At 59.5% G+C, this 22,783-nt stretch carries 21 protein-coding genes; 10 read left to right on the forward strand and 11 right to left on the reverse strand.

What is annotated here, in order from left to right:
* Positions 1-528: transposase (locus DDF70_RS28600; protein WP_170316131.1), on the forward strand; the 528-nt coding region annotated here is incomplete at its 5' end.
* A 207-nt stretch (positions 529-735) separates the two neighbouring features.
* Here DDF70_RS28600 and DDF70_RS28605 read toward each other — a convergent pair.
* Entirely contained in the window at positions 736-1,515 is a 780-nt protein-coding gene (locus DDF70_RS28605) for a hypothetical protein (protein WP_114948110.1), read from the reverse strand.
* Positions 1,516-1,524: 9 nt separating this feature from the next.
* A complete protein-coding gene (locus DDF70_RS28610) occupies positions 1,525-3,114 on the reverse strand; it encodes a hypothetical protein (RefSeq protein WP_114948111.1) in 1,590 nt (529 codons plus the stop codon).
* Positions 3,115-3,383: 269 nt separating this feature from the next.
* On the opposite strand from DDF70_RS28610, the gene DDF70_RS28615 reads away from it, so the two are divergent.
* From DDF70_RS28615 to DDF70_RS37035, 7 genes are all read left to right on the forward strand, one after another.
* The gene (locus DDF70_RS28615; RefSeq protein ID WP_162820741.1) at positions 3,384-3,941 is read left to right on the forward strand and encodes a hypothetical protein; all 558 of its coding nucleotides are present in this window, start codon (positions 3,384-3,386) and stop codon (positions 3,939-3,941) included.
* Positions 3,922-4,986: an SNF2-related protein gene (locus DDF70_RS28620; protein WP_114948113.1), complete on the forward strand. Its 1,065-nt coding sequence runs from the start codon at positions 3,922-3,924 to the stop codon at positions 4,984-4,986. The genes DDF70_RS28615 and DDF70_RS28620 overlap by 20 nt, the downstream gene beginning before the upstream one ends.
* A 117-nt stretch (positions 4,987-5,103) precedes the next feature.
* Positions 5,104-5,808: a C-terminal helicase domain-containing protein gene (locus DDF70_RS28625; protein ID WP_162820742.1), complete on the forward strand. Its 705-nt coding sequence runs from the start codon at positions 5,104-5,106 to the stop codon at positions 5,806-5,808.
* Positions 5,809-5,903: 95 nt separating this feature from the next.
* Positions 5,904-6,596 carry a YcbK family protein gene (locus DDF70_RS28630; RefSeq protein WP_162820743.1) on the forward strand — a complete coding sequence of 231 codons (693 nt, stop codon included), beginning with the start codon at positions 5,904-5,906 and terminating at the stop codon, positions 6,594-6,596.
* Between the two features lie 283 nt (positions 6,597-6,879).
* Entirely contained in the window at positions 6,880-8,004 is a 1,125-nt protein-coding gene (locus DDF70_RS28635; protein WP_170316132.1) for an NAD(P)-binding domain-containing protein, read from the forward strand.
* A gap of 428 nt (positions 8,005-8,432) precedes the next feature.
* On the forward strand, positions 8,433-9,182 hold the full coding sequence (locus tag DDF70_RS28640; RefSeq protein WP_114948131.1) for a sulfite exporter TauE/SafE family protein: 750 nt from the start codon (positions 8,433-8,435) through the stop codon (positions 9,180-9,182).
* A gap of 608 nt (positions 9,183-9,790) precedes the next feature.
* A complete protein-coding gene (locus DDF70_RS37035) occupies positions 9,791-10,432 on the forward strand; it encodes a hypothetical protein (RefSeq protein WP_162820744.1) in 642 nt (213 codons plus the stop codon).
* Positions 10,433-10,467: 35 nt separating this feature from the next.
* On the opposite strand, the gene DDF70_RS28650 is transcribed toward DDF70_RS37035, so the two are convergent.
* Positions 10,468-11,220 carry a hypothetical protein gene (locus DDF70_RS28650; RefSeq protein ID WP_114948117.1) on the reverse strand — a complete coding sequence of 251 codons (753 nt, stop codon included), beginning with the start codon at positions 11,218-11,220 and terminating at the stop codon, positions 10,468-10,470.
* Positions 11,221-11,852: 632 nt separating this feature from the next.
* Between DDF70_RS28650 and DDF70_RS28655 the strand changes: the two genes are divergently transcribed.
* Positions 11,853-13,019, forward strand: a complete 1,167-nt coding sequence (locus DDF70_RS28655; protein WP_114948118.1) for a ribosome modulation factor — start codon at positions 11,853-11,855, stop codon at positions 13,017-13,019.
* A gap of 24 nt (positions 13,020-13,043) precedes the next feature.
* Here the strand turns inward: DDF70_RS28655 and DDF70_RS28660 are convergent, their stop codons facing one another.
* The 6 genes from DDF70_RS28660 to DDF70_RS28690 all read right to left on the reverse strand — a co-directional run bounded on the left by DDF70_RS28660 (position 13,044) and on the right by DDF70_RS28690 (position 19,970).
* On the reverse strand, positions 13,044-13,586 hold the full coding sequence (locus DDF70_RS28660; protein WP_114948119.1) for a hypothetical protein: 543 nt from the start codon (positions 13,584-13,586) through the stop codon (positions 13,044-13,046).
* Between the two features lie 7 nt (positions 13,587-13,593).
* Entirely contained in the window at positions 13,594-14,469 is an 876-nt protein-coding gene (locus DDF70_RS28665) for a hypothetical protein (RefSeq protein ID WP_114948120.1), read from the reverse strand.
* A gap of 44 nt (positions 14,470-14,513) precedes the next feature.
* Positions 14,514-14,915, reverse strand: a complete 402-nt coding sequence (locus DDF70_RS28670; RefSeq protein ID WP_114948121.1) for a hypothetical protein — start codon at positions 14,913-14,915, stop codon at positions 14,514-14,516.
* On the reverse strand, positions 14,912-15,328 hold the full coding sequence (locus DDF70_RS28675; protein ID WP_114948122.1) for a hypothetical protein: 417 nt from the start codon (positions 15,326-15,328) through the stop codon (positions 14,912-14,914). The genes DDF70_RS28670 and DDF70_RS28675 overlap by 4 nt, the downstream gene beginning before the upstream one ends.
* Positions 15,329-15,873: 545 nt before the next feature.
* Positions 15,874-16,470, reverse strand: coding sequence for a hypothetical protein (locus DDF70_RS28685; protein ID WP_114948124.1), 597 nt, complete (start codon positions 16,468-16,470; stop codon positions 15,874-15,876).
* Positions 16,471-16,979: 509 nt separating this feature from the next.
* Positions 16,980-19,970: an MFS transporter gene (locus DDF70_RS28690; RefSeq protein ID WP_114948125.1), complete on the reverse strand. Its 2,991-nt coding sequence runs from the start codon at positions 19,968-19,970 to the stop codon at positions 16,980-16,982.
* A gap of 1,408 nt (positions 19,971-21,378) precedes the next feature.
* Here DDF70_RS28690 and DDF70_RS28705 point away from each other — a divergent pair.
* Positions 21,379-21,621 carry a hypothetical protein gene (locus tag DDF70_RS28705; protein WP_114948128.1) on the forward strand — a complete coding sequence of 81 codons (243 nt, stop codon included), beginning with the start codon at positions 21,379-21,381 and terminating at the stop codon, positions 21,619-21,621.
* Positions 21,622-21,686: 65 nt separating this feature from the next.
* Here the strand turns inward: DDF70_RS28705 and DDF70_RS28710 are convergent, their stop codons facing one another.
* Both DDF70_RS28710 and DDF70_RS28715 read right to left on the reverse strand, forming a co-directional pair.
* A complete protein-coding gene (locus DDF70_RS28710; RefSeq protein WP_162820745.1) occupies positions 21,687-22,202 on the reverse strand; it encodes a transposase in 516 nt (171 codons plus the stop codon).
* Positions 22,139-22,705, reverse strand: coding sequence for a winged helix-turn-helix domain-containing protein (locus tag DDF70_RS28715; RefSeq protein WP_162820617.1), 567 nt, complete (start codon positions 22,703-22,705; stop codon positions 22,139-22,141). Before DDF70_RS28715 ends, DDF70_RS28710 begins: the two co-directional genes overlap by 64 nt.
* Between the last annotated feature and the right edge of the window lie 78 nt (positions 22,706-22,783).

Consider the following 22,783-nt stretch of genomic DNA (forward strand, 5'->3'; position numbering starts at 1 on the left):
CGGCCAGCCTTTGTCATCGTGGATGGCGCGCCGGGCCTGGAGCAGGCGCTCGCGGCCGTGTGGGAGGGTGTGCCCCTGCAGCGCGGCACGGTGCATAAGCACCGCAACCTGCTCGCCCATGCGCCCAAGCGTCTCTACGACGCGATCACGGCGGACTACACCGACATGATCTATGCCGCCACGGCCGAGGAAATTGAGGAGCGCCGCCAGGCCTTTCTCCGCAAATGGCGGCTGCGGCATCGGGCGGTGGCGGACAGCCTGGAGGAGGCGGGCGAGGCGCTGTTTGCTTTCACGACGCTGCCGTCCTCGCAATGGAAGTCGGCCCGCACCACCAATGCCATCGAACGGCTGCACGAGGAGTTCAAGCGGCGGATCAAAACCCAGACGGTGCTGCCCTCGGCTGCCACCGCCGCCATGCTGTTCTGGGCCCTGCTCGCATCCGGTCAGATCACCATGCGCAAGGTCGACGGCTGGAAGACGCTTCCCAAAATCTCATCGAGCCAGGAGATGATTGACGTTGCTGCTTAACCCCATACCCTAAGCATGCCGGAGACCGCGCTACTCCAATTTCTACAGCCCTCGCGCCGCTACCCGCCCCTGGTGTTGTCCTACTCTGAGCCGTCATCCATCCTGTGTGCAATTGTGGACCTCGCATAGCGCAAGGGACCTGGGAGGAACTCTTCGACTACAGGTTTCTTCGTCGAACCGCCAAGAGATTGCTCGTGACCAGATGGGCTAAGCATTTCGCCCACTCAGGAACCGCGACAGGAGAGAAACCTTGTCATCTTTTCGCGGTTTTTCCGTTTCGGGAGTGCGGAGCTCGAGCTTGTAGATGACCCCAATCGGCGCCCGTTCATGCACGACCTCGTATATCGGGATCGGCGGCTGGGCCCGAAATGCGGTCTTAGGTGCTTCGGCAACCGGCTGGGGCGGGGCCACCGCCTTGTCAGGTTTGGCTTTCAGCGGCCGCTTGGGAGCAGCGGCCGGGGATGAAACTGGCTGCACCTTCGGAACGGCTCTGTCACGATCGTCCCCGAAAATGTTTCGCTGCACCCGGTAGCCCGATGCGATCCCGAGATCCACTTTCTCCTCTCGGTACTGAGCCGAAAATCTCCTGGCCGCGGCGGTTAGGTCCCTTCCTAGCTCGGCTGCGGTGAAGGCGCGCACGATGAGACCACAGGCAAACTTCGGCGTCAGCCAGTTCGCGAGGCGGATCACATGTTGCGACTCAGGCTTTCTCACCCTCCCCCGGCTGATCCGAAGATCGGCATCATCGGCCAAGAGCCGGTCAACCCCCATCATCTCGGACCGCCACAACAACGCCGTCTCAACCGCCACGCCGAAGTGACCGAAAGGAAGGATCGTCAGCCGGGAGAGGGCTCCGCCCTGACGGTGCACCTCGATCGTGAGCGAGAGGTCTGGCCCGTTCTTCTTCACGTAGTAAGTTGCCCCGGCGGCGTGATCCTGGCACATCGCCACGTCACCGGCTTGAGCATCAAGAACCCAGTCTTGCATGGTGACCCCTTACCGCATCATCCGAACGGCGCTTGAGCCGACCGACATGGCACCGGAGCCCATCATTTTCGCTCCTCCGCTTGCCATGTTCCAGCCGGTACCCGCCTTCTCTTTCAGATCGGCCTCTGTTTCCTTGCCTGCACCGGTCAGGCCGCCCTGGAACTGAGTAATCTCTTCGGCAAGCTGGAACACGATGCTCGCAGCCTTGGTCGCGAGCCCCCAGGCACCCATGAGGTAGAAAAACGACAACCAATTGGCTTCATCGCCGCCACTGCCGGTTCCGACAAACCAGTTGAACCCACCCTGGGACATGGCGTTCAGGAAGTCCCTGCTGCCGTCCGCGCTGACGCTAGACCCAAGAGCCTTGGAGAAACCAAAGTTCATAATCTCATTGCAGATTACGAAGACGAATCCGGAGGCAGCAAAGACGGCGCCCATATAGAGAATCGAACGCAGACCGGCATGGGCGATGCTCCGGGTTGACTGGAAGATCCAGAAAAATAGGAAGACTGGGAGCAGGGCCAGCGTCAAACCTGCCCGAACCAGGGCATCCAGATACCGTAGCCCGAAGGTAATGGTAAAAAACAGGAATGCCAAGGTCATGATGAACCCTGCGACGACCACCGCGCCCAGAGCTCCCCACGAGGGGTTGTTCATCGACCTGGGGGCCTCCGTAATCAGCCACGTGCCTGAGGCGATGCCAGCAACGCCCATCGAGTGGAACGACCACAGCATCTTGCAGGCGATCTTCAGATGCTCCCTTGCCATGTCAGAGAGGGAACCTGACCCTGTGGAGGGATCAGAGCACGTCCTGTCCTGTAGTCTGGCCTTCGTGATCTGACTTGTCTCCTCGACCAGCATCTTCCCGACCTGGGTCCCGAGCAGCAGAGGTCCGTCCACGAACAGGACCTTAGCCGGGTGTTCATCCCCGGCTTGAGACGAGTTTGACTTGAGAGCTTGCGCGGTCAGCGGGGTGAGGAATACCAGGAATATGACGGCGACCCGACCAATGTACTTGAAGACATCACCATACGCCGAGTTGAAATCTTGAGCTGCCGGCGCACTGATGATCAAGAATATTTTGATCACCAGGATGATCTGGGTGACGACCACAGCAAGGGCTATGATTTCTCTGGTATCTACAAAGAACGAGAACGTCTCACCTGCCAGCCCCATCAGTGCCCCGAAAATCGCCGTGTAGGTCTCACATGACCAGCAGCTTGCGTCCAACTTGGCAACTACCTGTCGAACCCAGCTCCCGGAACCGGCCAGTTCATTCTGGAGGTTTGTCATCATCAACTGATTGGTAATTTTATCGGCAGAGCAATCCGAAGCTCCGCTGCTCATGCAATTCCAATAACCATTCATGAAATCCTGGAGCTGTTTGCCCTTACTCACCAGGGCATCCCGGTTCTCATTAAACTTCTGTTGAAACCATTCGAAGGTTCCGGCCTGAGGCGTCTGCTGCGGCGGAGTTTGAGCATACGCGGATCCCAATCCCAAAGCGGGCAAAAGCCAAATGACAAGGGCCAGTACCGCCAGAAACCCCCAAAAGGTCATGCCGCGTTCAGCCTGATTGCGCATCCGCACCGTCGGCATGATGAAGTTCCTTCCGAAATACATTGACGATTCGCGTTTTAAAATGGTACTGGACCGACCTATAATACATCATCAATGAAAGCCAGAGGGCTAAAAACCCAGCCTTCAGTTCAACCGAAGCAGGTTCGATTCCCCATCTATTCGGCCCTGTTCCTGTAAGCGGCAAACATCCCCACCCATCGACCGTAATGGCTCAAGCTGAACTCCACGCCGACCAGCATCCACAACCGACTGATGCCTTGCAGCGCGCCCTGCAGGCGGAGGATGACTTGCCCGCCGTTTACCCGGCTAGCGAATGGAGCACCGGTAAGAACTATGGGGCGATACTTCTCCTTGACGGTGATGCCGACGACATCACGGCTTGGCGGGTTCTCCTTAAATCCCCCCGCTTCTCGCCTCTCGTGCAAGCCCTCGGCCTCAAATACGACCCTCAGCGTCTGGCATGGCGTATTCCCACTTTAAGAGAGGTCGGCCTCCTATGCGGCTTTTCTCCAGAGGAGGACCGGCGAAAACTCAAGGCGAAGTGCCCGCAACTCGATGTCCTCGACGATCCGATCGCCGCTCCCTGTGTCCACTATCTCAAGGACCGGGACCTTTTCATATTCGTCGGCGGCTTCGGCCATCGGGGATGGGCCAAGAACACCGGCTGGGCCTACAGCGAAAGCGGCTCTCTCTGGTACACCGACTCCGCTCTCAAAGCCGCGGGCCTCTATAAACTCGCCACACCCCAGGCCCGGGCAAAGATCGAGGGGGAACTTGCGGACTTGAAGCTCCTTGCCGCGGTCAAAAAGGGGCTGACCCTTGTGGATGACGTACGACCCTCGTAAGGGCCGCCTTGTTGTTCATGGCGAGGAAGACCTGGGGCCCGCGCTCGAGCGCTACGGCTTCACACCGCGGATGTCCCTGGGCGTGAAGAAAGCCTTTGGCGGGAGGTTCACGACACGAAACCTCAGGGCTGCATGTGACCTCGCGCCCCTTGCTGAGCCGGTTTTAGCCAACGGACTGGCCGCGATCGCATCCAAGCTCCAGTTCCTCGATATTGGGGCCATTGATCTATCGTCCCTCCTGGGACAGATCGTGTCCACTGACAGCAGCGCCGGCAAGAAGAAGGCGGAATCGGACCGGGCGCTTAAGATCGAGCTCCGCTATGTCAAAAAGCAGAAGCGCTTCTTCACCACGCGTGCCGAGGCTGCCAATGACAATGCCTGGACGATAGCCAAGGACGCGGTTTGGGCTACGACCGACCCCGTCGCAGCCTCCCGCTACCGCAAGTGGGGAGACGACGAAACCGAGATCGCGATCCAAACGTTGATCGCGGAGGAGTATGCTGCTTCTGCAGCGGCAAGAACACCGTCTCTGGTTCCTGCTCCCCTGAAGGGACAAAGCTATACGCCGGATCAAATTGCAGGCATCAACTTCGCTACGACGCGGCCATGGGCAGTTCTTGCGGACGACATGGGATACGGCAAGACCATGCAGGCGGTCGGCGTTATCGACGTTCTCCGTCCCCGCTATGTGCTTATCCTCACCCTCGCTTCCGTCACTCCTGCATTTGCAAGAGCCGTCACAGATTGGGTCTCCTACCAGCCTGCCGTCAATCTATTCACCAGCCTTGCGAAGACGCCGGTCCTGCCAGGTGTTACGGTCGCGTCGTACGAGTCTATCCTCAATCATCCGGAACTCCTCGACTATCCTTGGGACTATGCGGTTTTCGACGAGTTCCATAAGCTGAAAAATCAAACGGCGAAGCGCGCAAGAGCAGTCATCGAGAAGCTCGGATACAAGCTGTCTGGAGGGTTGTTCCTCTCGGGCACTCCCCTCACCCGCCGTCCCCAGGACCTCTTTACTCCGCTGCATCTGTCGCTTCCCTAAGCGTTCGATGACTATGGCCGGTTCTCGAAAGTCTACGGGCTCGGGGACTTAGAGTCCGACAACGAGGAGCGCCGGGATCGGCGCAAGACCCTCGGCCGCATCATTATGGGGAGCATCATGCTGCGGCGTCTTAAGAAGGGACTGCCGCCAAAGCGTCGGAGAGCAATCGAGCTCGACGCTATGGACCCTTCCTTGGTGGACCTCCTCAAGGAAGAGAACCTGATCTTCGACTCCTATAAGAACACCGAGAACAAGGTCGAGCGGAAGAAGATTATGACGAAGCTGAACGCCCTTCGGCGCAGGACAGCCTCGTTCAAAATCCCCTACGCCGTCGAATGGGTGATCACGAAGTATGAGCAAGGTGAACCGGTCCTTGTCTTCGCCCACCATCAGGAGATCATCGATCAGCTTGCAGACATCATCTCTGCGTTTGGGCCCAAAATCGCCAAACTCCACGGTGGTGCTAACACGCCGCGAAAGCGGCAGAAGCTCATCGATCAATTCCAAGCTGGCCAGATCGACGTCATCGTCGCAGGCATTCAGGCGGCCGGAACTGGGTTGACGATGACGCGGGCGGCCGAAGTTCTCTTCGTAGAGCTAGACTACGATCCGTTTGCCCTATTGCAGGCCGAGGACCGATCACACCGTCACGGCCAGACCAGGCCGGTCAACATCTGGTACATGGTCATTAAGGGATCGATCGATGCCTATATCTGCAGCATCGTCGACACCAAGCTCCGCATCGCGAACGAGATCTATGGCGACGAGGACCGAGTCTACAGTGCCGTTGGTAACGATCTTGCCATGGCGGCCGCCGCTTGAATTGTCCCCGAATTAAAACGCTGATAAAAACCCCACTAATTCAAAAGACCAAGAGCGGGAATTTCGATTCTCGAATCATGCCACCAGGACGATCCATGCTCAACCGCCGTCAAATCCTTACCGGTCTTGCTGCATCTGCAGGCCTCGCCCATAGCACCCTCGCCCGTGCACAGGTCGCCTTTCCGGTCGGCACACAGTTGATCCCGTCACTTGCCGGCCCTGAAACCCTCGAAATGCCGTCGTTCGAGTTCGAACCGACCGCAGAGGCTCCCACTCTGCCAAACGACATGAGGAACACGGATCTGGCGACAATGACTGCCAAGGCGCCCCTCACCCAGGCAGGCCTACCCGCCCACCGTGGGCTTTGGTTGGTGAACTATAACACCAACGAAGAGGTGAAGACGATCTTCTGGAAAGAGGGCGTCTATGACAAGCCCGCCTACTCCCAACTCTGCCATATGCTTCGAGACTGGCGGGAAAAGGTCACAATGGCGATGGACCCGAAGCTATTCCACCTGCTGTGGGCCATTCAGCACCGCGTCAACTTCCAGCAACCGATCATCATCACCTCTGGGTTCAGAACCAAGGATACGAACGACCTCCTCCGAGCCGAAGGATCGGCGATTAACTCCCTCCATATGCACTCCCAGGCAGCGGACATCGTCGTCAACAAGATGCCGGCGGAGACGATTGCGAAATACGCTCAGGCTATCGGGATCGGGGGGATCGGTCGCTATAGGAATTTTACCCACGTCGATACTGGAAGTATACGTACGTGGGAAGGGTAAATGATATAAGGTGTAACGAACTATGGGTCTGAAAAAGGCGCGGAGAAGTCTGACTCAGTATTGTACTTCTGCTTGCCATCTAAACCTGGGCCTTAAGCTAGGGTCGGCCTCGTGCCAAGCACGCACCTTCAGCTAAGGTTCGCCCAGTGCCACTTCTCGACCTTCTCGTCGTCGTTGGGCACCCTTGCAAACTCCGATGAGCTAGCCACCTTCATGCCGACGAGGCTTGCGGCCGGTCGCGCCCGCAGCACGCCACAGGACCACGAGCCAAGCCTGCCTGCCGATGGACAGCCCCTCAACACTTTCCTCGCCGCCGAATGCCGTCACATCGGGCATCGCGCTCAAGGTCCAGATCGCTGTCCTCGGAGCCGGCCAGGCCGGGCTCTCGGCGGCCTACCATCTCAAGAGGCTGGGATTGGCACCGCACAAGGGTTTTGTGGTGCTCGACCAGTCGCCAGGGCCGGGTGGCGCCTGGCAGGACCGTTGGCCCTCGCTGACCCTCAGTACCGTCAATCGCATCCATGACCTGCCAGGGATGCCCTTTTCCGAGGTGGTCGGCACGAACAGCCCAGAGGTGCGGGCGAGCGTCGCCGTCCCGGAGTATTTCGCGGCCTACGAGAAGCGATTCGAGCTGCCGGTCTATCGGCCGATGACGGTGAAGGTCGTCTGCGACCGGCGCGATCACTTCAGGGTCGAGACGGACCGGATTCAGGTCTCCGCACGCGGGCTCATCAATGCCACGGGAACTTGGGAGAGCCCCTACGTTCCCGACATACCCGGAGCGAAGCGGTTCAAGGGCCGGCAACTGCACACGAAGGATTACCGCACCGCCAAGGAATTCTTGGGCCAGCATGTCATTGTCGTGGGGGCTGGCATCTCGGCGATCCAGTTGCTCGATGAGGTGTCACGCGTCACCGCGACCACCTGGGTGACCCGGAGGGAACCCGAGTTCCGGGATGGTCCCTTCGACGAGAAGGCCGGCCGCGCCGCCGTGGCGTTTGTGGAGGACCGGGTGCGCCGCGGGCTGCCGCCCGCGTCCGTCGTCTCGGTCACCGGGATCCCGGTCACTCCCACCGTCGCAGCGATGCGGGCACGTGGGGTGCTGAACCGGCGCCCTATGTTCAGCGAGATCACGGAGGATGGAGTTCGCTGGCCCGATGGGACCACGCTCCGTGCCGACGTGATCCTGTGGTGCACCGGGTTCCGCAGCTCCCTTGATCATTTGGCACCCCTGATGCTGCGCGAGCCTGGCGGAGGCATTGTCATGACCGGACGGCTGGCGACGCAGGTCGCGAAGGACCCGAGGGTGCATCTGGTGGGCTACGGCCCCTCCGCTTCGACCATCGGGGCCAACCGGGCGGGCCGATCCGCCGCGGAAGAGCTCATGGCATTCCTCGACCTAGCGTGAGCATGGACCGCCCACGGTTCGCCCGCCCTCGAGGCCGGCAACCATCTCGCGCACTTAGGAAGGTCTGAAACGCGTCAGACATTCACATTCCGGCCGCTCAACGAATGTCAGCTCTGACCAGTCGAAGCGGACCAAGGTGATACGTCGCACGAATGCAAGGTGCAGACGAGGCCCCTTGAGAGAGTTCCTGTCATTCAGCCTGGCTCACCGGCGGCGTTCAGGCGAAGGGAGTGCCTGATCTTCGCACAGAACGAAGGTAGGCGATGCACCAGCTTAGGGAAAAGTGCCCCCTTCTTTCGCCAAGTACGAAGGATGACTGCAAAACATCCGCATTGCCCTGCGTCGCCCCGACAGCATGATTACCGGGCTGCCCAGGATTTTGCGCTGGACGGCGCCTTGGCGATCGAACTGGCGGGATGGATCCATCCATGAATGATACGTTGTTTCTGCTGCTTGCAGGCTTGCTCGCGGGCAGCATGAACGCCTTGGCGGGTGGGGGTTCTTTCGTGTCCCTGCCGGCCCTGATCGGCGCGGGGGTGCCTCCGGTCAGCGCCAACGCGACCAGCACGGTCGCGTTGTTCCCAGGAGGCCTCGCCAGCACCTGGGTCTATCGGGACGGACTGAAGGGTGTGTGCGGCGTGCCTCTCGTGCCGGTCGTGATCGTCACGCTGGTGGGAGGCCTTGCCGGAAGTCTGCTGTTGCTGTGGACGCCAGCCGCCGTGTTCGATCAGGTCCTGCCGTGGCTGCTGCTCGTCGCCACGATCATGCTGGCATTTGGCCGGCAGATCGGGCCCGCGCTGCGTGCTCGCTTTCGGGCCGGTCTCACGACGATCCTAGGCCTGCAATTCCTGCTTGGCGTCTACGGAGGCTATTTTGGCGGTGCAGTCGGGCTGATGATGATGGCGGTTTGGAGCATTCTCGACGGGGCCGAGGTCAAGGCTCTGAATGCGCCACGCACCTTGATGGTGAGCGCCGCCAACGGCATTGCCGTCTTGTCCTTCATCGTCGCTGGCGCTGTTGCGTGGATGGCCTGCCTTCTGGTGGGGCTCGGCGCTGTCGCAGGCGGGTGGTGCGGGGCGCATATTGGGCGGAGCCTGCCGCCCAAAATTATTAGGGCAGGGACCCTGGTACTGGCCACCGGAACCACGGTGGCATTCTTCGTGCGGGCCTATGTCTAACCCAACCCCTCGCCGCGCATTGGCGACGAGACTGATCTCAATTACGTGTTCCTTACTGCCCCCAGGCCAAAGAGCGTTCCGTGAGATTATCAATCCGACTTGCAACCACCACTGCCGCCGCATTCCTTTTCGCATCCACTGCAACTGCCGGCGAAACCGCTATGGAATTGGTGGAGGCGTTCCAGCAGACCCTTCCCGACGCCGGGTCCTCGGCCTCTTTAACCAATGCTGAAGTGCCCCTCATAGGGTGTCCACAAGGCGGACAGATGGGCTTGCGTGAGCCGCCTCCCCTTCCGAAAACGGCAAGGCTCCTCATCCCCGGCGGAACGGCTCAGAGACTGGCCTACTACACAGCCAATCCATCGGGCCGCGGCGGCGTTCTCGGCCCAAGGGGTTGGTCTTGCAGAGCCGTGTCAGGGAGCGACGGAGACGCTTTATATGTCACTCCTCCCGAGGCACCCGCGAACTTCGACTATCCCTGGATGGGTCCCCAGATCGTCCGCCGGTTCGCAGAAGGCGGGACCTCGGGACGGTTTGCTGTCGCACGGGTCATTGCCCGAGTGTTCCCGCAAGCCCGCTCATTTGCGGAACGCGTCCGGGACGAAGGAATGGATGATGCGAACGCCTATGTCTTTGCCCCCTGGCCATCGGACAAAATCCGTCACCTGGCTCAGCATGTTGTGAGCTATTCAACTCCAGCCGGACAGAACGGGCTCGGCACGGACGGCCAGGAGCCGGTCCCACCGCTCGCCACTCGTGGCCTCGTATTCCTCATCGGAGATCCTGCTACTGAGCCGTCCGTGCGCCTCCTGAAGGTTCGCCTTTCTGCCAACGATGCCGCACTGTACCCAGCCATTGCCGCCGAGATGCTTGCTTCGTGGACACCACCGGAGAGCCGAGGGTCCCCGGCCTCTGAGCCGACGCCGCCCGGATCGGCAACGGCTGTCGCCTTGGTGAGCGAATTCTATCGGGCACTCGAGCGCGGGGATGGTCGAGCAGCATCGGCTCGAGTGATCGCAGAGAAGCAGGCGAGTGGTCCATTCACAGCTCAAGCCCTGACCAAGTTCTACGGCGCCCTCGACGAGCCCCTCAAACTGCTGTCAGCCGACGAGGCGGGTCCAATGCAGGTAAAGGTTCGTTACCGCTACCGAAGTGGGCGAAAGCCGTGCAATGGCGAGGCAACGGTAAGCCTTGTCCAAACCTCAGAAGGCATTCGGATCGAGAGGATCCAATCCGCCTCCGGGTGCTGATGCAGACCGCTGGCGTCATAGCCGAGACGCCTGCCCTATCCCTGACAGCTATGCGGAATGAACTGGTACTCTTTAAGCGGCCCGCCGGTCAGCTCCTTTACGATCGGCGAGTCGTTCCTTAGGTCAAACACGAACATTGAGGCGTTCGAAGCCGTCACGAACGGTAGTTTGTCTGACGCCAGGATCGCGTCGTCCGGATTGGCTTCTTGCGTCTCTCGCGACCCGGTTGCTTCCGCCGGGCTCCCCTGCATCCACTCGCGGGTAATCGTATAGGTCTTCCCGGCCAGCTGTCCTCGGACCAACACTTGGCCAACGAGGCCCGGAGGTCCCTGTCTCAAAGCGCGAGGCCGGTCTTCGACCTTCTCATCGGTTGAATCGCGATACACGAAATGAAAGCTGTAGTTCCCGCCTGTGGCTTTTAGCTCTTCTCCCTTTTCGGGATCGCGGAAAATCACACGATCTAGGCGACAACGGAAACGTTCCGACAATCGGATCTCGACCTCTGGCGTGGCGTAGCAAGGGATCCCCGTAAGAATGTGCTCGGCATATTCAAAGACACCAGGGACATAGATTTCGATCTCCTTAGGGTAAGGCCGATCGAAGAATGACCGCCGTGCGTCCTTGCGCCTCTCAGCTTCCACGAAGTCGAGCTTCTCGAGTTGGCAGGTGGCTTCAACCCAGCCCGGCTTATAGCGGATGCGGCCTTCCTGTTTCTGCGAAGTGGTCTGCCCGTAGCCAGGAAGCGTTCCAGCAAGGAACACGGCTGCAATGATCAGAATCCTCAACATACAAACTCCGACCTTGATCTCTAGGCTCCGGATTTCATCACAACAGGGAGTGGCTTGCCTAGGGTCCAACTTCCGCGGAGCCAGCCTACCGTTTGCGGCCGGCCGAGGACACCGCCAGAAGATACACTCCAACGATTGCTATTCCTACGCCGACACCCAAAGCGAGATCCGACTCGACAGTTCCGGTAATCGCATCAACCCGCGAACGGCGAACCCCGCTTAATATATGATAGCCTCCAGTTCCCAGTCCCCCGGAGACAGCGCCAATGAGCAGCGCAAAGACTGGGTCCGGTTGCCTATCTTGAGGCGGCTTTTCACTCATCACCGATACCTGAGAGCGGGATTACTCCCGACGCATACTATCTAATTCAAGTTTGTGGAATCTTAATTCGGGAACGAGGCTTCCCTCTCGCCTTTCGCCGCCGCGGTCTCGGGAAGGGCGAAGCAAAATGGGGCGTAAGGTCAGAGAGAGCGGTCTGCAGGCTCCCTGCCCGGACGGGGAGCACTCAAAACCCCAATAGGTTCATTCCTGGGCACCCGATCTGAGATCAGTTGCCCACACAGGAAATCTACATCCCCAGACGATGTGCACATCACGAGATTTCTCAATCCCCAAAACTAGAGAGCACAACATGAATGAAAAAATCCTGGCTCTTGTCTCCCAGGGCGAACAGTCACACATCGCCGTCATCCTGGCCCAGCGCTCCTTGGACCGGCTGCAGCTCGAGATGGAGGCCGCTCGTTCGGCCCTGACGGTTGCCCAGACCCATTATGACGAGCTCGCCGTCTCGGTCACTGGCGAAACCAATCTTCCCCGACCGGCCTTCGACGACATGATCCAAAAGCGTGTCGGAGCCCTCATTGAGCTTGGGCTCGTCGGAGGGGACATTGACTTCACCACCGCAACCATTCCTTCCGTGCAGCCCGCGGTCCTCACCGCCGAATCCCCGACCCAAACGTCAATTTCGTCAACTCCGGCCCCTAACAATCCCTATGGCGATGACCAGCCCCGGTCCCGCTCGGCCTACCAGAAGGGGTATGACGATGGGATCGCCGGCCAGGCAAAGGACATCAACCTTTACAAGCGGCCGTCGGCCCAGACTGCCTATGCCCAAGGCTACGATGCTGGCGCGAGGGACAAAGATGCTGGCGGGGCTGAGGAAACGATCGCACCGCAGATCCTCGCAGACGAGACGGCCGGCAATCTCGGTTCTGATGTAGCCGCCCTTTCCAACGAGACCGAGACCGTCGGCGATGCTGGCGCGGACACCCAGGAGCAGGCTCGATCTTCCCAGAGCGATGAGATCTCCGCTCCTGCCGCCCATACTGCCGTCTCGCCCGGTGCTGAGAGTTCAGCAGACAGCTCGGGAGATGCACGGGGTCAAGATGCGGACATCGTCTCCTTTTCGCCCGACGGAATCTTCATGACCAAGGCCCGCGAGGAGGGCGCACAGGCCGCCCTTGCTAGTGAACCCAAGAGCACCTGTCCCTACGCTCCAGGTCCGCTGCGCCAAAGCTGGGAGGAAGGCTACGACGGCGCCGTCGATCAGCGGCTTCAAGAGATGGCCTCACCTGAGGCTGAACTTAACTCAGGCAACACAGGATCTGTAATCGTGCTGGACCCCGGGGCGAGCCTCACTGCGACGCAATTCGCCCAATCCGACCAGCCGGATGAGAGTATCTTCGACGTCGGCGGTCCCTATGGCGATGAGGTGGGCATGGCTGACGAAGTGACTATCGTCAGCGCTGACAACCTGGACATTCCGCCCTTCTTGCGTCGGGGAGCGGAGGTTCACTGAGCCCGAAAGCCAAGAGCCGGAGCCCTATTGGGCCCCGGCTCCTTTTTTTAACCGCATCCACCAAAACCACGCCTGTCGTCGGGCCACCAGCCTCAGTAGGGCCCAGATCCCGCGCCTCTCGGCTTCCGCTCGATCACGAGCCGCCAGCAAACCACTCGCGCCAGTGATCCTTCCTTTGGCAGCCAGACCGACCAAGTCCGGCAGATTGATTGAGATCCCAAGCGGGTCTGATCGGAACGGGCCATCTATCTCTCGTTTTGCCTCCCGGATGAGCTCGATCGCTCGAAAAGCCGCACCAAGATCGATGCCAGGCCCGACGGCAGCTCGACCCGCCGTTGACGTCAGTCTGGCGAGAAGATCGGGAAAGCGCTCGACAATTAGTTCCCGATCTTCCTCCGCCAACTCTCCGACGACGGCAGCGACCTCTTCGCTACCGCCATTGACAACCGCAGTCTCTAAGCGATGAAGCAGGAAGCGCTCGCGCTCCCTGCACATCTGCTCATGGTCGACCCCTGCCTCTTGAGACTCCTGTTTGTGAAACCCGAAAAAGTCGGTTCCCAGACTCATAGACCGTTCAGGCCTCCACACGGTACTCAGTCTGTTGCTTGATTTGCGACATTTTGGAGGGGACTAAGCCCGCCTCCCGGAATGCCACCACGGCGTCATTCAGCCAGACCCAATAGTTCTTTCTGGCCGCTGACGCCATGAAGGAGCTAAGTCCGAACTTCGAAGCATAGTCAGGGTACTCAAGGTCCTTCATCGCACCCAGTGAAATGCAGTTGGTCTGAATATTCTTCCACACGGAGGTCCTGCAGCGCCCGAGTTTCACTGTCGCAGCACGATGCTCGGCCACAAGCTTCATCAGATCACAGTACTCCGACGAGTCCTCCAGGCCTTCGAACGTGCCTTCATGTTCATTGAACACAATGACATAGCGAGAAATCGGAAGGAAATTGCGGTTGGTTTCGGCAAGCCGGATTAAATCCTTGGCATCCACAAGGCTCTGGGCTTGCGCCGTGACTGGGATGATTAAAACAATCGGTGGGGATTTCTCGAACACAGGTCCAGCGTCGATCTCAACCGCCCAGTTCCAGATCGACGGAAGGACGTTCGCGCCGACGTCGACAAGGACATTGCCCTGCTGAAGAGCCACACCCAGTCTGTCCCAATACGCGAGGCCCGCCTGCTCGTCCAAAAGGGTCGACGTCAACGTGACACCGATACCCAACTCTTCCACCGTGTCCTCTCCGTCCAAAAAGCGGGCAAGCTTCGACTTTGTTTCGCTCCCCTGATCGCCGGCCGTGTCTGCAGCCATCACCCGCAGCGGATGGCCGTGACCTTTGAAAATGTAGTGGATCAACTGGGAGACAAGCGTCTTCCCCTGTCCGCCGGTGCGGGTGCCGACGATGAAGGAGGGCTTTTGACCGTTATTAAAAGCAAGGGTATCCATAGCTAGCCTTTCATGATTGTTCGAATTTGCTCGGCGCGGAGTCGTTAGTCTTCGTCGACCCATGCGAGTAGGTTCTGAAACTCGAGAGGGTTCTCGGTCTGATTGAAGATCAGGACATCCAGGAACTCATGCACCCGGCAGACCTCAAGAAGTTCAGGTTTCGGATCGGGGCATTCCGCGATTAACACGGTCGCCTCATCGTAAATTTCATCCATGTAGTGCCGGACGAAGATCCGGACCCTGCCAGGCGACGGCGCCAGAATGAGCCTCCCGCCCAGCAGGGATTCCTTCGGCACATACTCGCCGAAAATAATGATGGTGAAGCGGCCATCCAGCCTGGTCTGAACCTCAACCCGGTCAGTAACCGGATAGGAAGGGAACTCCCGCTTAAGCAGCGGCCCCACGGGTGGGGGCATTGGGCTCGGCTCTTGAGCCTGAACGCTCATTGAGGTCCTCCGCTTGCCTGCTGGGCTTGAGACGGCGCTCTGATCCGGGTGCTGCCGAGACGCATCATGCGCTCGACGTGAAGACGCTGACGCAGCGCCAGGGCGGCCTCATGAGCACTGTCCCGTACGTCCTTCCAAAGCCGCCGAAATCGGATATCGTCAGGCTCTACTGCATCCGACGACGCAACATGCGCGAGAGCCATGAAGTCACTGGTCAGTCCTCCTTCGACTGCCGCATCGGGAAGACCACCTAGAGCGAAATGCTTCGGCATTTCCGGCGTCTTCTGGCGGCGAGAAAGGGGTGTCGCGTATACCCGGTGAACGTCAGGTCGCCTCAAGCACCCGACGAACATCTCCACCAGACGGCTGCGTCGGACTTCCAACGCCTCCATCGCTTCTGGTGTCATCAACATCAATACTCTCCAAATTCTCGAATCGTGGGCAGTTACGATTCGTGAAACCGTCTGCATTCTATCTCGTTTTTATGCATCTTAAAGCGGTCAGAAGAACTGCAGCTCGCAAATTGCTAAACCATCCACTCTGGTCTAATTCATAGACAGCAACACCATAGGAGCCATCCGATAATGCCTTGCTTCATTCTCAGTGCCGACGGTGAGAGAACCGCCTTGGCGTCTGCCCCACGGGACCTTGATGAAGCCTGCTCCGCCCTTAACTGCAGCGGAATCGAGTTCGTTAGCGGCGTCGACCAGTTTGAGGGAACACCTGCTCAGATGATTGTCGACGAGGACCATGCCGGCAAAAAGCTGCCCCTTAACACAGCCGCTGTTGCCATCCGTGATACTGCCTATGCTTCACGGGGGCTCTCATCCGCCGATCCGATCTTCGGCGCAGTATTGATCCTGACCGGATCTGACCGACTTCGGTAAGCAAGGCATCTAATGAAAAAGGAGGCGCCAGATCCCTCTGGACGCCTCCTATTGCCGGGAAGAGAAGCCTTTTAGGCGGCCATGCCTTGCTGCTGCTGCTGCGAGCGGTTCCGCTGTAGAGCCTGCATTTCGGCAAACTTCAGGCGGCTCGAGTCGATCGCATCCTGCAGAGCCGAAGACATTGCATCACGCTGCGCCGCCTTGGAGAGAACTTTGACGTTCTCCTGCAGGACTTTCGTATCGAAGTAGATAACGCCGCTGTCCTTGTCGTGGAGAGCGTCCTTACCCGTCGAATTCGCAGTGCGATTGACCGCTGCGTTCATGTTGAACGCAAGGAAACGGACCTTGGAGGTCGGCTTCTGCCCCTCCGGAAGCTGCTCCTTGGCCGCGATGGTCCTAGCCATCTCAACCTCGCTCTTGGCGTAGTGCAGCTTCAGATCGCCCTCCTTGGTCACCACAGTCTGGAAACCAGCGAGGCTCTTCACGCCGGCGGCACCTTTGAAGTCCCGCTGGTAGTCGAGCTTGTCACTGATCACCTTCGCAGCCGCCTTCCGGCCGTCCAGGCCTTCAGGGCTACGATCGGACATCAGCGCAGCATGCGAGGTAGCAGCTTCGAGGATCTCCGAGACGGTGGGCTTCTTCACTTCCGTGTTCTGGTTGTCAGCCATTGCTAGACACCTTTTGGCTTAACCGAGCATTGGGCTCAGTAGGTTGCACAGGACGCACCCAGCGGACGAACCTCCACACCAGGCGTACAAGTGCACTCGTCAGGGACGAGCAAACAAATCCTAGCATAAGTTTTCGTCAGTTCAATTCGTAAAATAGCAAACTAATGCAGAATATGTAAATTTAATGCGATGCGGTATAGCGAGGTCTGGGATTGCAACTCAGGCGAGGGCCGCTGACCCGCACATCGCGTGCTCCCAGCACGATCCTGATCTGGTCAGAACGCCATGACTCCGCGACCACCGCAGCCGCGTCGGGCGTATGTCGATTGGGCATTGGGTTGGAATGGGAGAAAGCCCGTTCCATCGTCCCGCAAGTCTCATCGCCTTGCCTAACCCCGCAGGCGCTGACGAATGTCCGATAGCCGAGCGGGATACAGCAGAGCAGACGGCCACCTGTGTCTACAGGTTCCAATCCCCTCGCGGCATCCCGCTCGTCAGCTCGACCGACTTTATGCGGCCGGTCTTACTTCCTGCTCGTCAGCAGCCAGCTTTTCCAGCCCGCGATCGAGCTCGCTTGCCTTGAGCAATAAGTCCGGGTGCTCAAGCGCTTGCTTTGCCGAGAACGCAATCCCCATTCCTGCCTCCACGTTGCCGTGGACCATAATGAAGCGCATTCGCACCCGATCGGTTTGGACTTCGGCAAGACTACCGACCTGCGCCCGGGCCTGCTTGAGTGAGATCGCGGTCGAGTTGGATCGGCAAAGGAGCATCTCCGCATCTTTGATGTACCAGTCGTTGCGGTTCTGCCCATAAACGAAGCAGAAGGCGTAGGTAACATCCTTGGTCCGGTAGATCGCCTGGACAGGGCCGGTTTTGGGGCGAGTCAAAACAGTCTCGGCATCGGTTACCATCTTATGGTTGCCCGCGTTCTTCTTTGCCGAAAATACCTCGGCCAGGAGGCCGATATGCGATTCAATGCTATCACTGGTCAGGTTGGCGTCCGCCTGCTTCCGGAGTTCCCGTTTCTCGACAGCATGCTCTTCGTTGAGGCGGTTGAGCGCTGCCATTTGTGACTCCAGGCTCGCCAGAAGGGCGCTCTTGGACTTCCCGTCAACCCGATAGTTCTCGACCTCCTGAGCCGAGCCCAATATCTGGGTGAAGACCTCAGCGGCGTCCTCTCCCCCGGAAAGCAGCATGTTCTTAAGGCGGGTTTCGCCGCCACCCGAGAGCATCACGCGGTCTTGAAGGGCCTTCGCCCTGGCAAGAGCTTCCTGCTTGAGTGCCATTACGGAGTCGAAAAGCGGATGAGTTGAAACGTCCGTCTGACGGCGCATCGCCTCCATCTTCACCTGCTGGTCCAACGTCTTGACAGACTTGGCCACTGCAATGAACCCGTCGAGCAGATCGCGATTGTTCTGATCCAGGCCAGAGGCCAGGACATGCCCCATGCCACGCTTGATCGAGCTGATGTCAATGGCATGAACGCCGGTCAATTCCGTCACCACCGGAGTGAGGGGCTCGCCATAGACACGGCCGGAGGCGTCCAGGTCCTTCCGGAAGCGCTCCGCCAGGTCGTTGAGACTCGGAACCACTTCGCCAAAGGCTTCGGTCAGGCTCTCCAGCCTATCCCGGCAGCCCAGCAGGAAGTCATAATCCTCTTTCGTTTCGATGCCGGATTGAAGTTTCTGTTGAACCTCCATCAGGAAGGTTTCAGTCTCCTCCTGGACCAGTGAGGTAGTGAAGCGAACCGAAGAGACGCTGCGGCGCAGACCCACTCTCTCGTAAAGTTCCTCATCGGCCCGCTCAAGCACTGTCATGAAGAACCGTTGGAGGCGCAGATCCCCAACCACCTCGCTCCAACGCGCTCTTATAAGAGCCCCGACCCGGCCACTCAGGAGGCTTAGAGCTTTCGGCCGGAAGTCATAGCCTGCGATCGCCCTCAGCCCATTTTCCAAAAGGTCCTGATCCTCCAGGATGGACACCAAAAGGCTCTTCTCATCCTCGGTAAGGTCGCCCTCGAGCAGGGGGGTTGCGATCGCAGGTTTATCGGCCATTGTCGATGGAACCGGTCCCTCGTCAAGAGGCACCGCCTCATCCAGGGCAGAGTTTGTTTCGGGTTCTTGGGTTTGAGTGCCCACTGCCTCAGAGGCTTCCATTACAATGGTGGTCCCCATCGCCCATTCCGGCGCACTTCCGATCCCCCGCTGAGCTTGAGGTGTGGGCTCATCCACAGCATCCAGGACCGGCGTTGAGAACTCGTCGGTCCCCACTGCTTCGACCGCCGGGCTCATGAAGTGATCATAGATCTCCCGCTCGATGTCAGCATCCTCATCGAGCGTCGCTGAGAAGATCCAGCCGTCGATCACATCAGGATGGTCAATTTCTGCCAGACAATCTCGGGATAGCTGAGTCGTATTGGTGATCATGTCGGCCAGCGTTCCGACTGCTTCTCGGACCGAAACCGGGTCATCACTGGTTGCGGCTTGCTCGGACAGCAGATGATAGGCGTCCACCAGCTTACGAGCATCCATAAAGGCGATCCGGCGAGCCTCCTCGTCAACAGTCGCTCCGGCCTCGAAGGTCAGATCTTCCATAGTTTCCTCACCTCGGGGTTCGGCCTCGTCTCCGAGGCTGTTGTCACTCGCAAAGAGTGACTCATCGAAAACGAAATCCTGAGGAATTTCGGATTCCTCCGGGTGTTGCCCCTCATCCTCGTTCATCGCCGTCTCCGCTGCCGCCTGGTCACCACCATCCTCATCCCAAAGGCTTGCATCAGGGGTGAGGTCGATGGGCTCCTCTATCGGAGCTTCCTGCCGAAGTGGCAGCGCGGCGGCTGCCGAGTTGGGATACAAAACAGGAGGAGTCTGTTCTGCCTCATCTCCTCCTCCTTCGTCGTCGTCGAAGACGAACCGCTTCGGCCGCCCAGCCTGCCCAAGTGCAAGAATGTTAATGTCTCGCACCTGCGTCCGGCCCTGCTTCATCTCCAAAGCCTCAATCTTGTCGTCGAGTGTCGCTGCACTCCTGGCGAGCTTGCGCCTGAAAAAATCCATAACCATGCCGATTATCCCTGCGAAAATTGTGATGCTAATCAGAGCAGCGCTTGGCGTTGCCGGTGCCGACCAGTTGAGCGCGAAAATGGTGGCCGAAGCCCCGAGGAGCGGACCTTCTAAGTGATCCCGACGAACCCGCTTAAACAGCGCGTCGAGGCCGGCCGACGCGGGGATCCCAAGAACGAGCCATGCCAATGGGCCCGCTACTAGCGGGATGCCAAGGCTCCATCCGATTATTCCATTAGCGTTCCATACCGTCACCAGAACGCGCCAAAACTCGTCGTGAAGCGGCAGGAAGTCTGCACTCATCTGGACCGAAAACGACCACACGAGAAACGAACTGGCGGTCCAGACCACGAAGTTCCGCCCAAGCCAGAGGCTATGCTCAACGGCTATCGCCAGGATCACACCCGACGCAATTCCCCAGCTTGCTCCCAACCAAAGACCCATGGAGGAGCCTGCAAGCATCGCGATTGCGAGTCCCCGATATAGACGCCGGAAACGCTCAGACCCTGGCAATCGGCGGAGTGTTGCACCCATTGCACTCCAGGCGGCAACAGCGCTCCCCCGCCACGGACGGTTAACTGCCGATGTCATGACCGTCCCGCGCCCGAGAGTGGTCACGACCCTGAGCCAGCCGTGAGAAGACCTCTTCTGCTCCTCGCAAGGCCTGCCTCTCGAAATTCGGTCCCATAAGGGCGTCCAGTCCCTTTGAGCCCGCCTTCGAGAGAACGCCGTCGACATCCTTTAGACTTGCGGGAGCCGTGCCGTCGTTCCCATGGAGTTTCATGCGACCGGAAAAGGCATTCAGCCCCTCTGGCGTTACCAGATCCACTGCCCCATCGAGTGCCTGCTTGCCGACCCCGGACAAAGTACCTTTGACAGAGTTCAACAATCCCTTTGAGCTTGAGGCCTCGTCGGTACTATTAGGCGCTATGTTGGATGTAAGATCCCTGTCCATGGAAACCCCGGAAATGTTGCGTGCGCGAGCCTCCGGCCATTCAGTCGCCCGAATTACGATTCGAGAACGGATCGCCCGAGTTAGGCTGGTAAAATACCTCTGCCTAATTCGGTTTGCCATCTTTATATGTGTAATCCCAATTGCCAATATCGGCCATGCAGAGGTCACCATCCCTTTCCGCCTGACAGAACCGGACCCTCAAGTTCAGCTGCGGCGTATATTAAAGGAGTATGGAATCCCGCTGTGCCGCGCCATGCACCTCTCTGAGGCAGAGCATTGTCGGCAGCCGATTGCTCTCAGCGATGTCATTGAAATCAGAGGCCTTGATGATGCTGGTTCGGCTCATTCCATCTTGGGAGCCGTGATCGACACCGACCGGTTGTCCGTGAGGAATGGCCTTAGGCCAGTGTCCCTGCCCGAGCCCGGATCCCAGATCCGGGTCCAAGCCGTTCCACATTCCGCCTGGAACGGGGACGTCATCCTCGGTCGGGCCGTCGGCGTGATTGTCCCGGTGCCCGGATCAGGCGATCTCACAAGGGACAAGATCACCCTCATCGAGGGTCTCGTAAGGGCATTAGGAACAATCCCCCGCGTCGTGGCCCCTGACTCTTCGGCACAGGCTGCGAGGCCTCGGCCCAACAACGATCGAAAGGCAGGGCATAAGGATCTCTATTTCGGCATGCCCTGGTGAACGCTGCCCCTGACCTGTGCCGGTCAGGGAGAGACTTCTTGAAGCTCTGGCTTTGAGGAGAGTGAAGAAGGGGTCACTGAAACCCCAAAAGAACGGCAGCTCAAGCAGCCGTGCCAAGAACAATAATAAGAACCAGCACGGACTAGACACTGGCCTAGACATCCCCGCGCTGGATCCAATAAAAAGAATAAGAAACGGATCCTGCCATGACTTTCAAGGAAGCTCTCCGGGTCGAGCTCAAGGCCCTGGCCCCCACTGTTGCCTTCATCGTGATCGCTCATGCGATGATCATGTGGGTTTACAACGAGGGCATCTTCGGCGCTCTCGGCGTCCTGCTGGCGCTCGGTGCTGTCAAGATGGCCCTTGTCCTCGGCTGGACCGTCGTGAAGATCGGGGCATTCGTCGCTGCCCTAGCCGCGATCGCCTATGTCTTCATGATGGTATTCTAACCGGAGGGTTCGGCCGACCGTTTCTCCCGATACAGGAAAGCCGCTCATCAGGGGCCTAATGATCTTCACGGGATGCCGGTAACGGAGAGGCCTGCATGACGGAAGAAGCGGACGATCATCTCGGGGTGACGTTTGAGGCGGCCGAACTCGCGACGGGCGAGCCGATGCAGGTCGTCGACTGAGTCGGGCAGCGCGTTTGCCATGGCCCCCTTGACGATGGCGTTGCACTGCTCCTCGGGGTTCAGCTCGGGCGCATAGGCCGGCAAGTACGCCCCTGCATCATCCTGCGCATGCGCTGAGATGAAGTCCCTTGTCGCCCGTGAGCGGTGGGCATTGAGCTGATCCCAGACCACCCGCAGGGGCGCACCGACCTTGCGACGGAAATGCCGCAGGGCCGCGATCACGGTCTCACTTGAGACGCTGGTGCGAAAGTGACGGGCATACAGCCGCCCGTCCGGCGTGACCGCCACGATGCTCGACACCTCGCATCGTTTGCTCACCCGCTGGAGCACCGGGGTCAGCCCGCGCCGGGCCCAGGTCGTGGCTGGCCGCGCCCGGAAGCTGTGGCCCGTCCCATCCACGAGTAAGAGCGTCCGGTGCTCCCGACCTGCCTTTGTTTCAGCGCCACCCAGTCCCGCTTGGGCCAGACCGCGATCACCCGCTCATCGCGCTCCTTGGCCCGGGTGGCCGGACGCTGCACGCTGAAGCCATGCGCCTTGAGCGGCCGTTCCAGATAGCGCGGATGATAATGCACCCCGAACTCGCGCTCGATCACGGCCGCGATGCGGTTGAGCGTCCAGCGTTCGGTGGCAAAGCCGGCCGCGATGGCCCCTCGGTCGAGGAGCCGGCTCAAGCGGGTCCAGGCTTTCTCATCGAGGCGCGCGGGCGGCCCGAGGTTGGGCCGCGCGGCCAGGCCGCGCGGGCCCGCCTGGACGAGCGTGGCGGCCCAGCGGCAGACACTGGCGCGACTGACCCCCACATGCCGGGCGATCTCGGCCTGCGAGAGCTGCCCCTGGCGCAACAGCACCGCGGCTGTTAGGCGCGCTCCTCCATCTGCTCTGCCGTCAAATGCGTCGGTCGCCAAACGTTGCCTTCCATCGCGCACCTCCTCACGATGACGGACACTGCCCTATGTTACACCCGGTGCGTGAAGATCAATAGA

It is taken from the genome of Microvirga calopogonii, from assembly GCF_003347665.1.
GTDB lineage: Bacteria > Pseudomonadota > Alphaproteobacteria > Rhizobiales > Beijerinckiaceae > Microvirga > Microvirga calopogonii.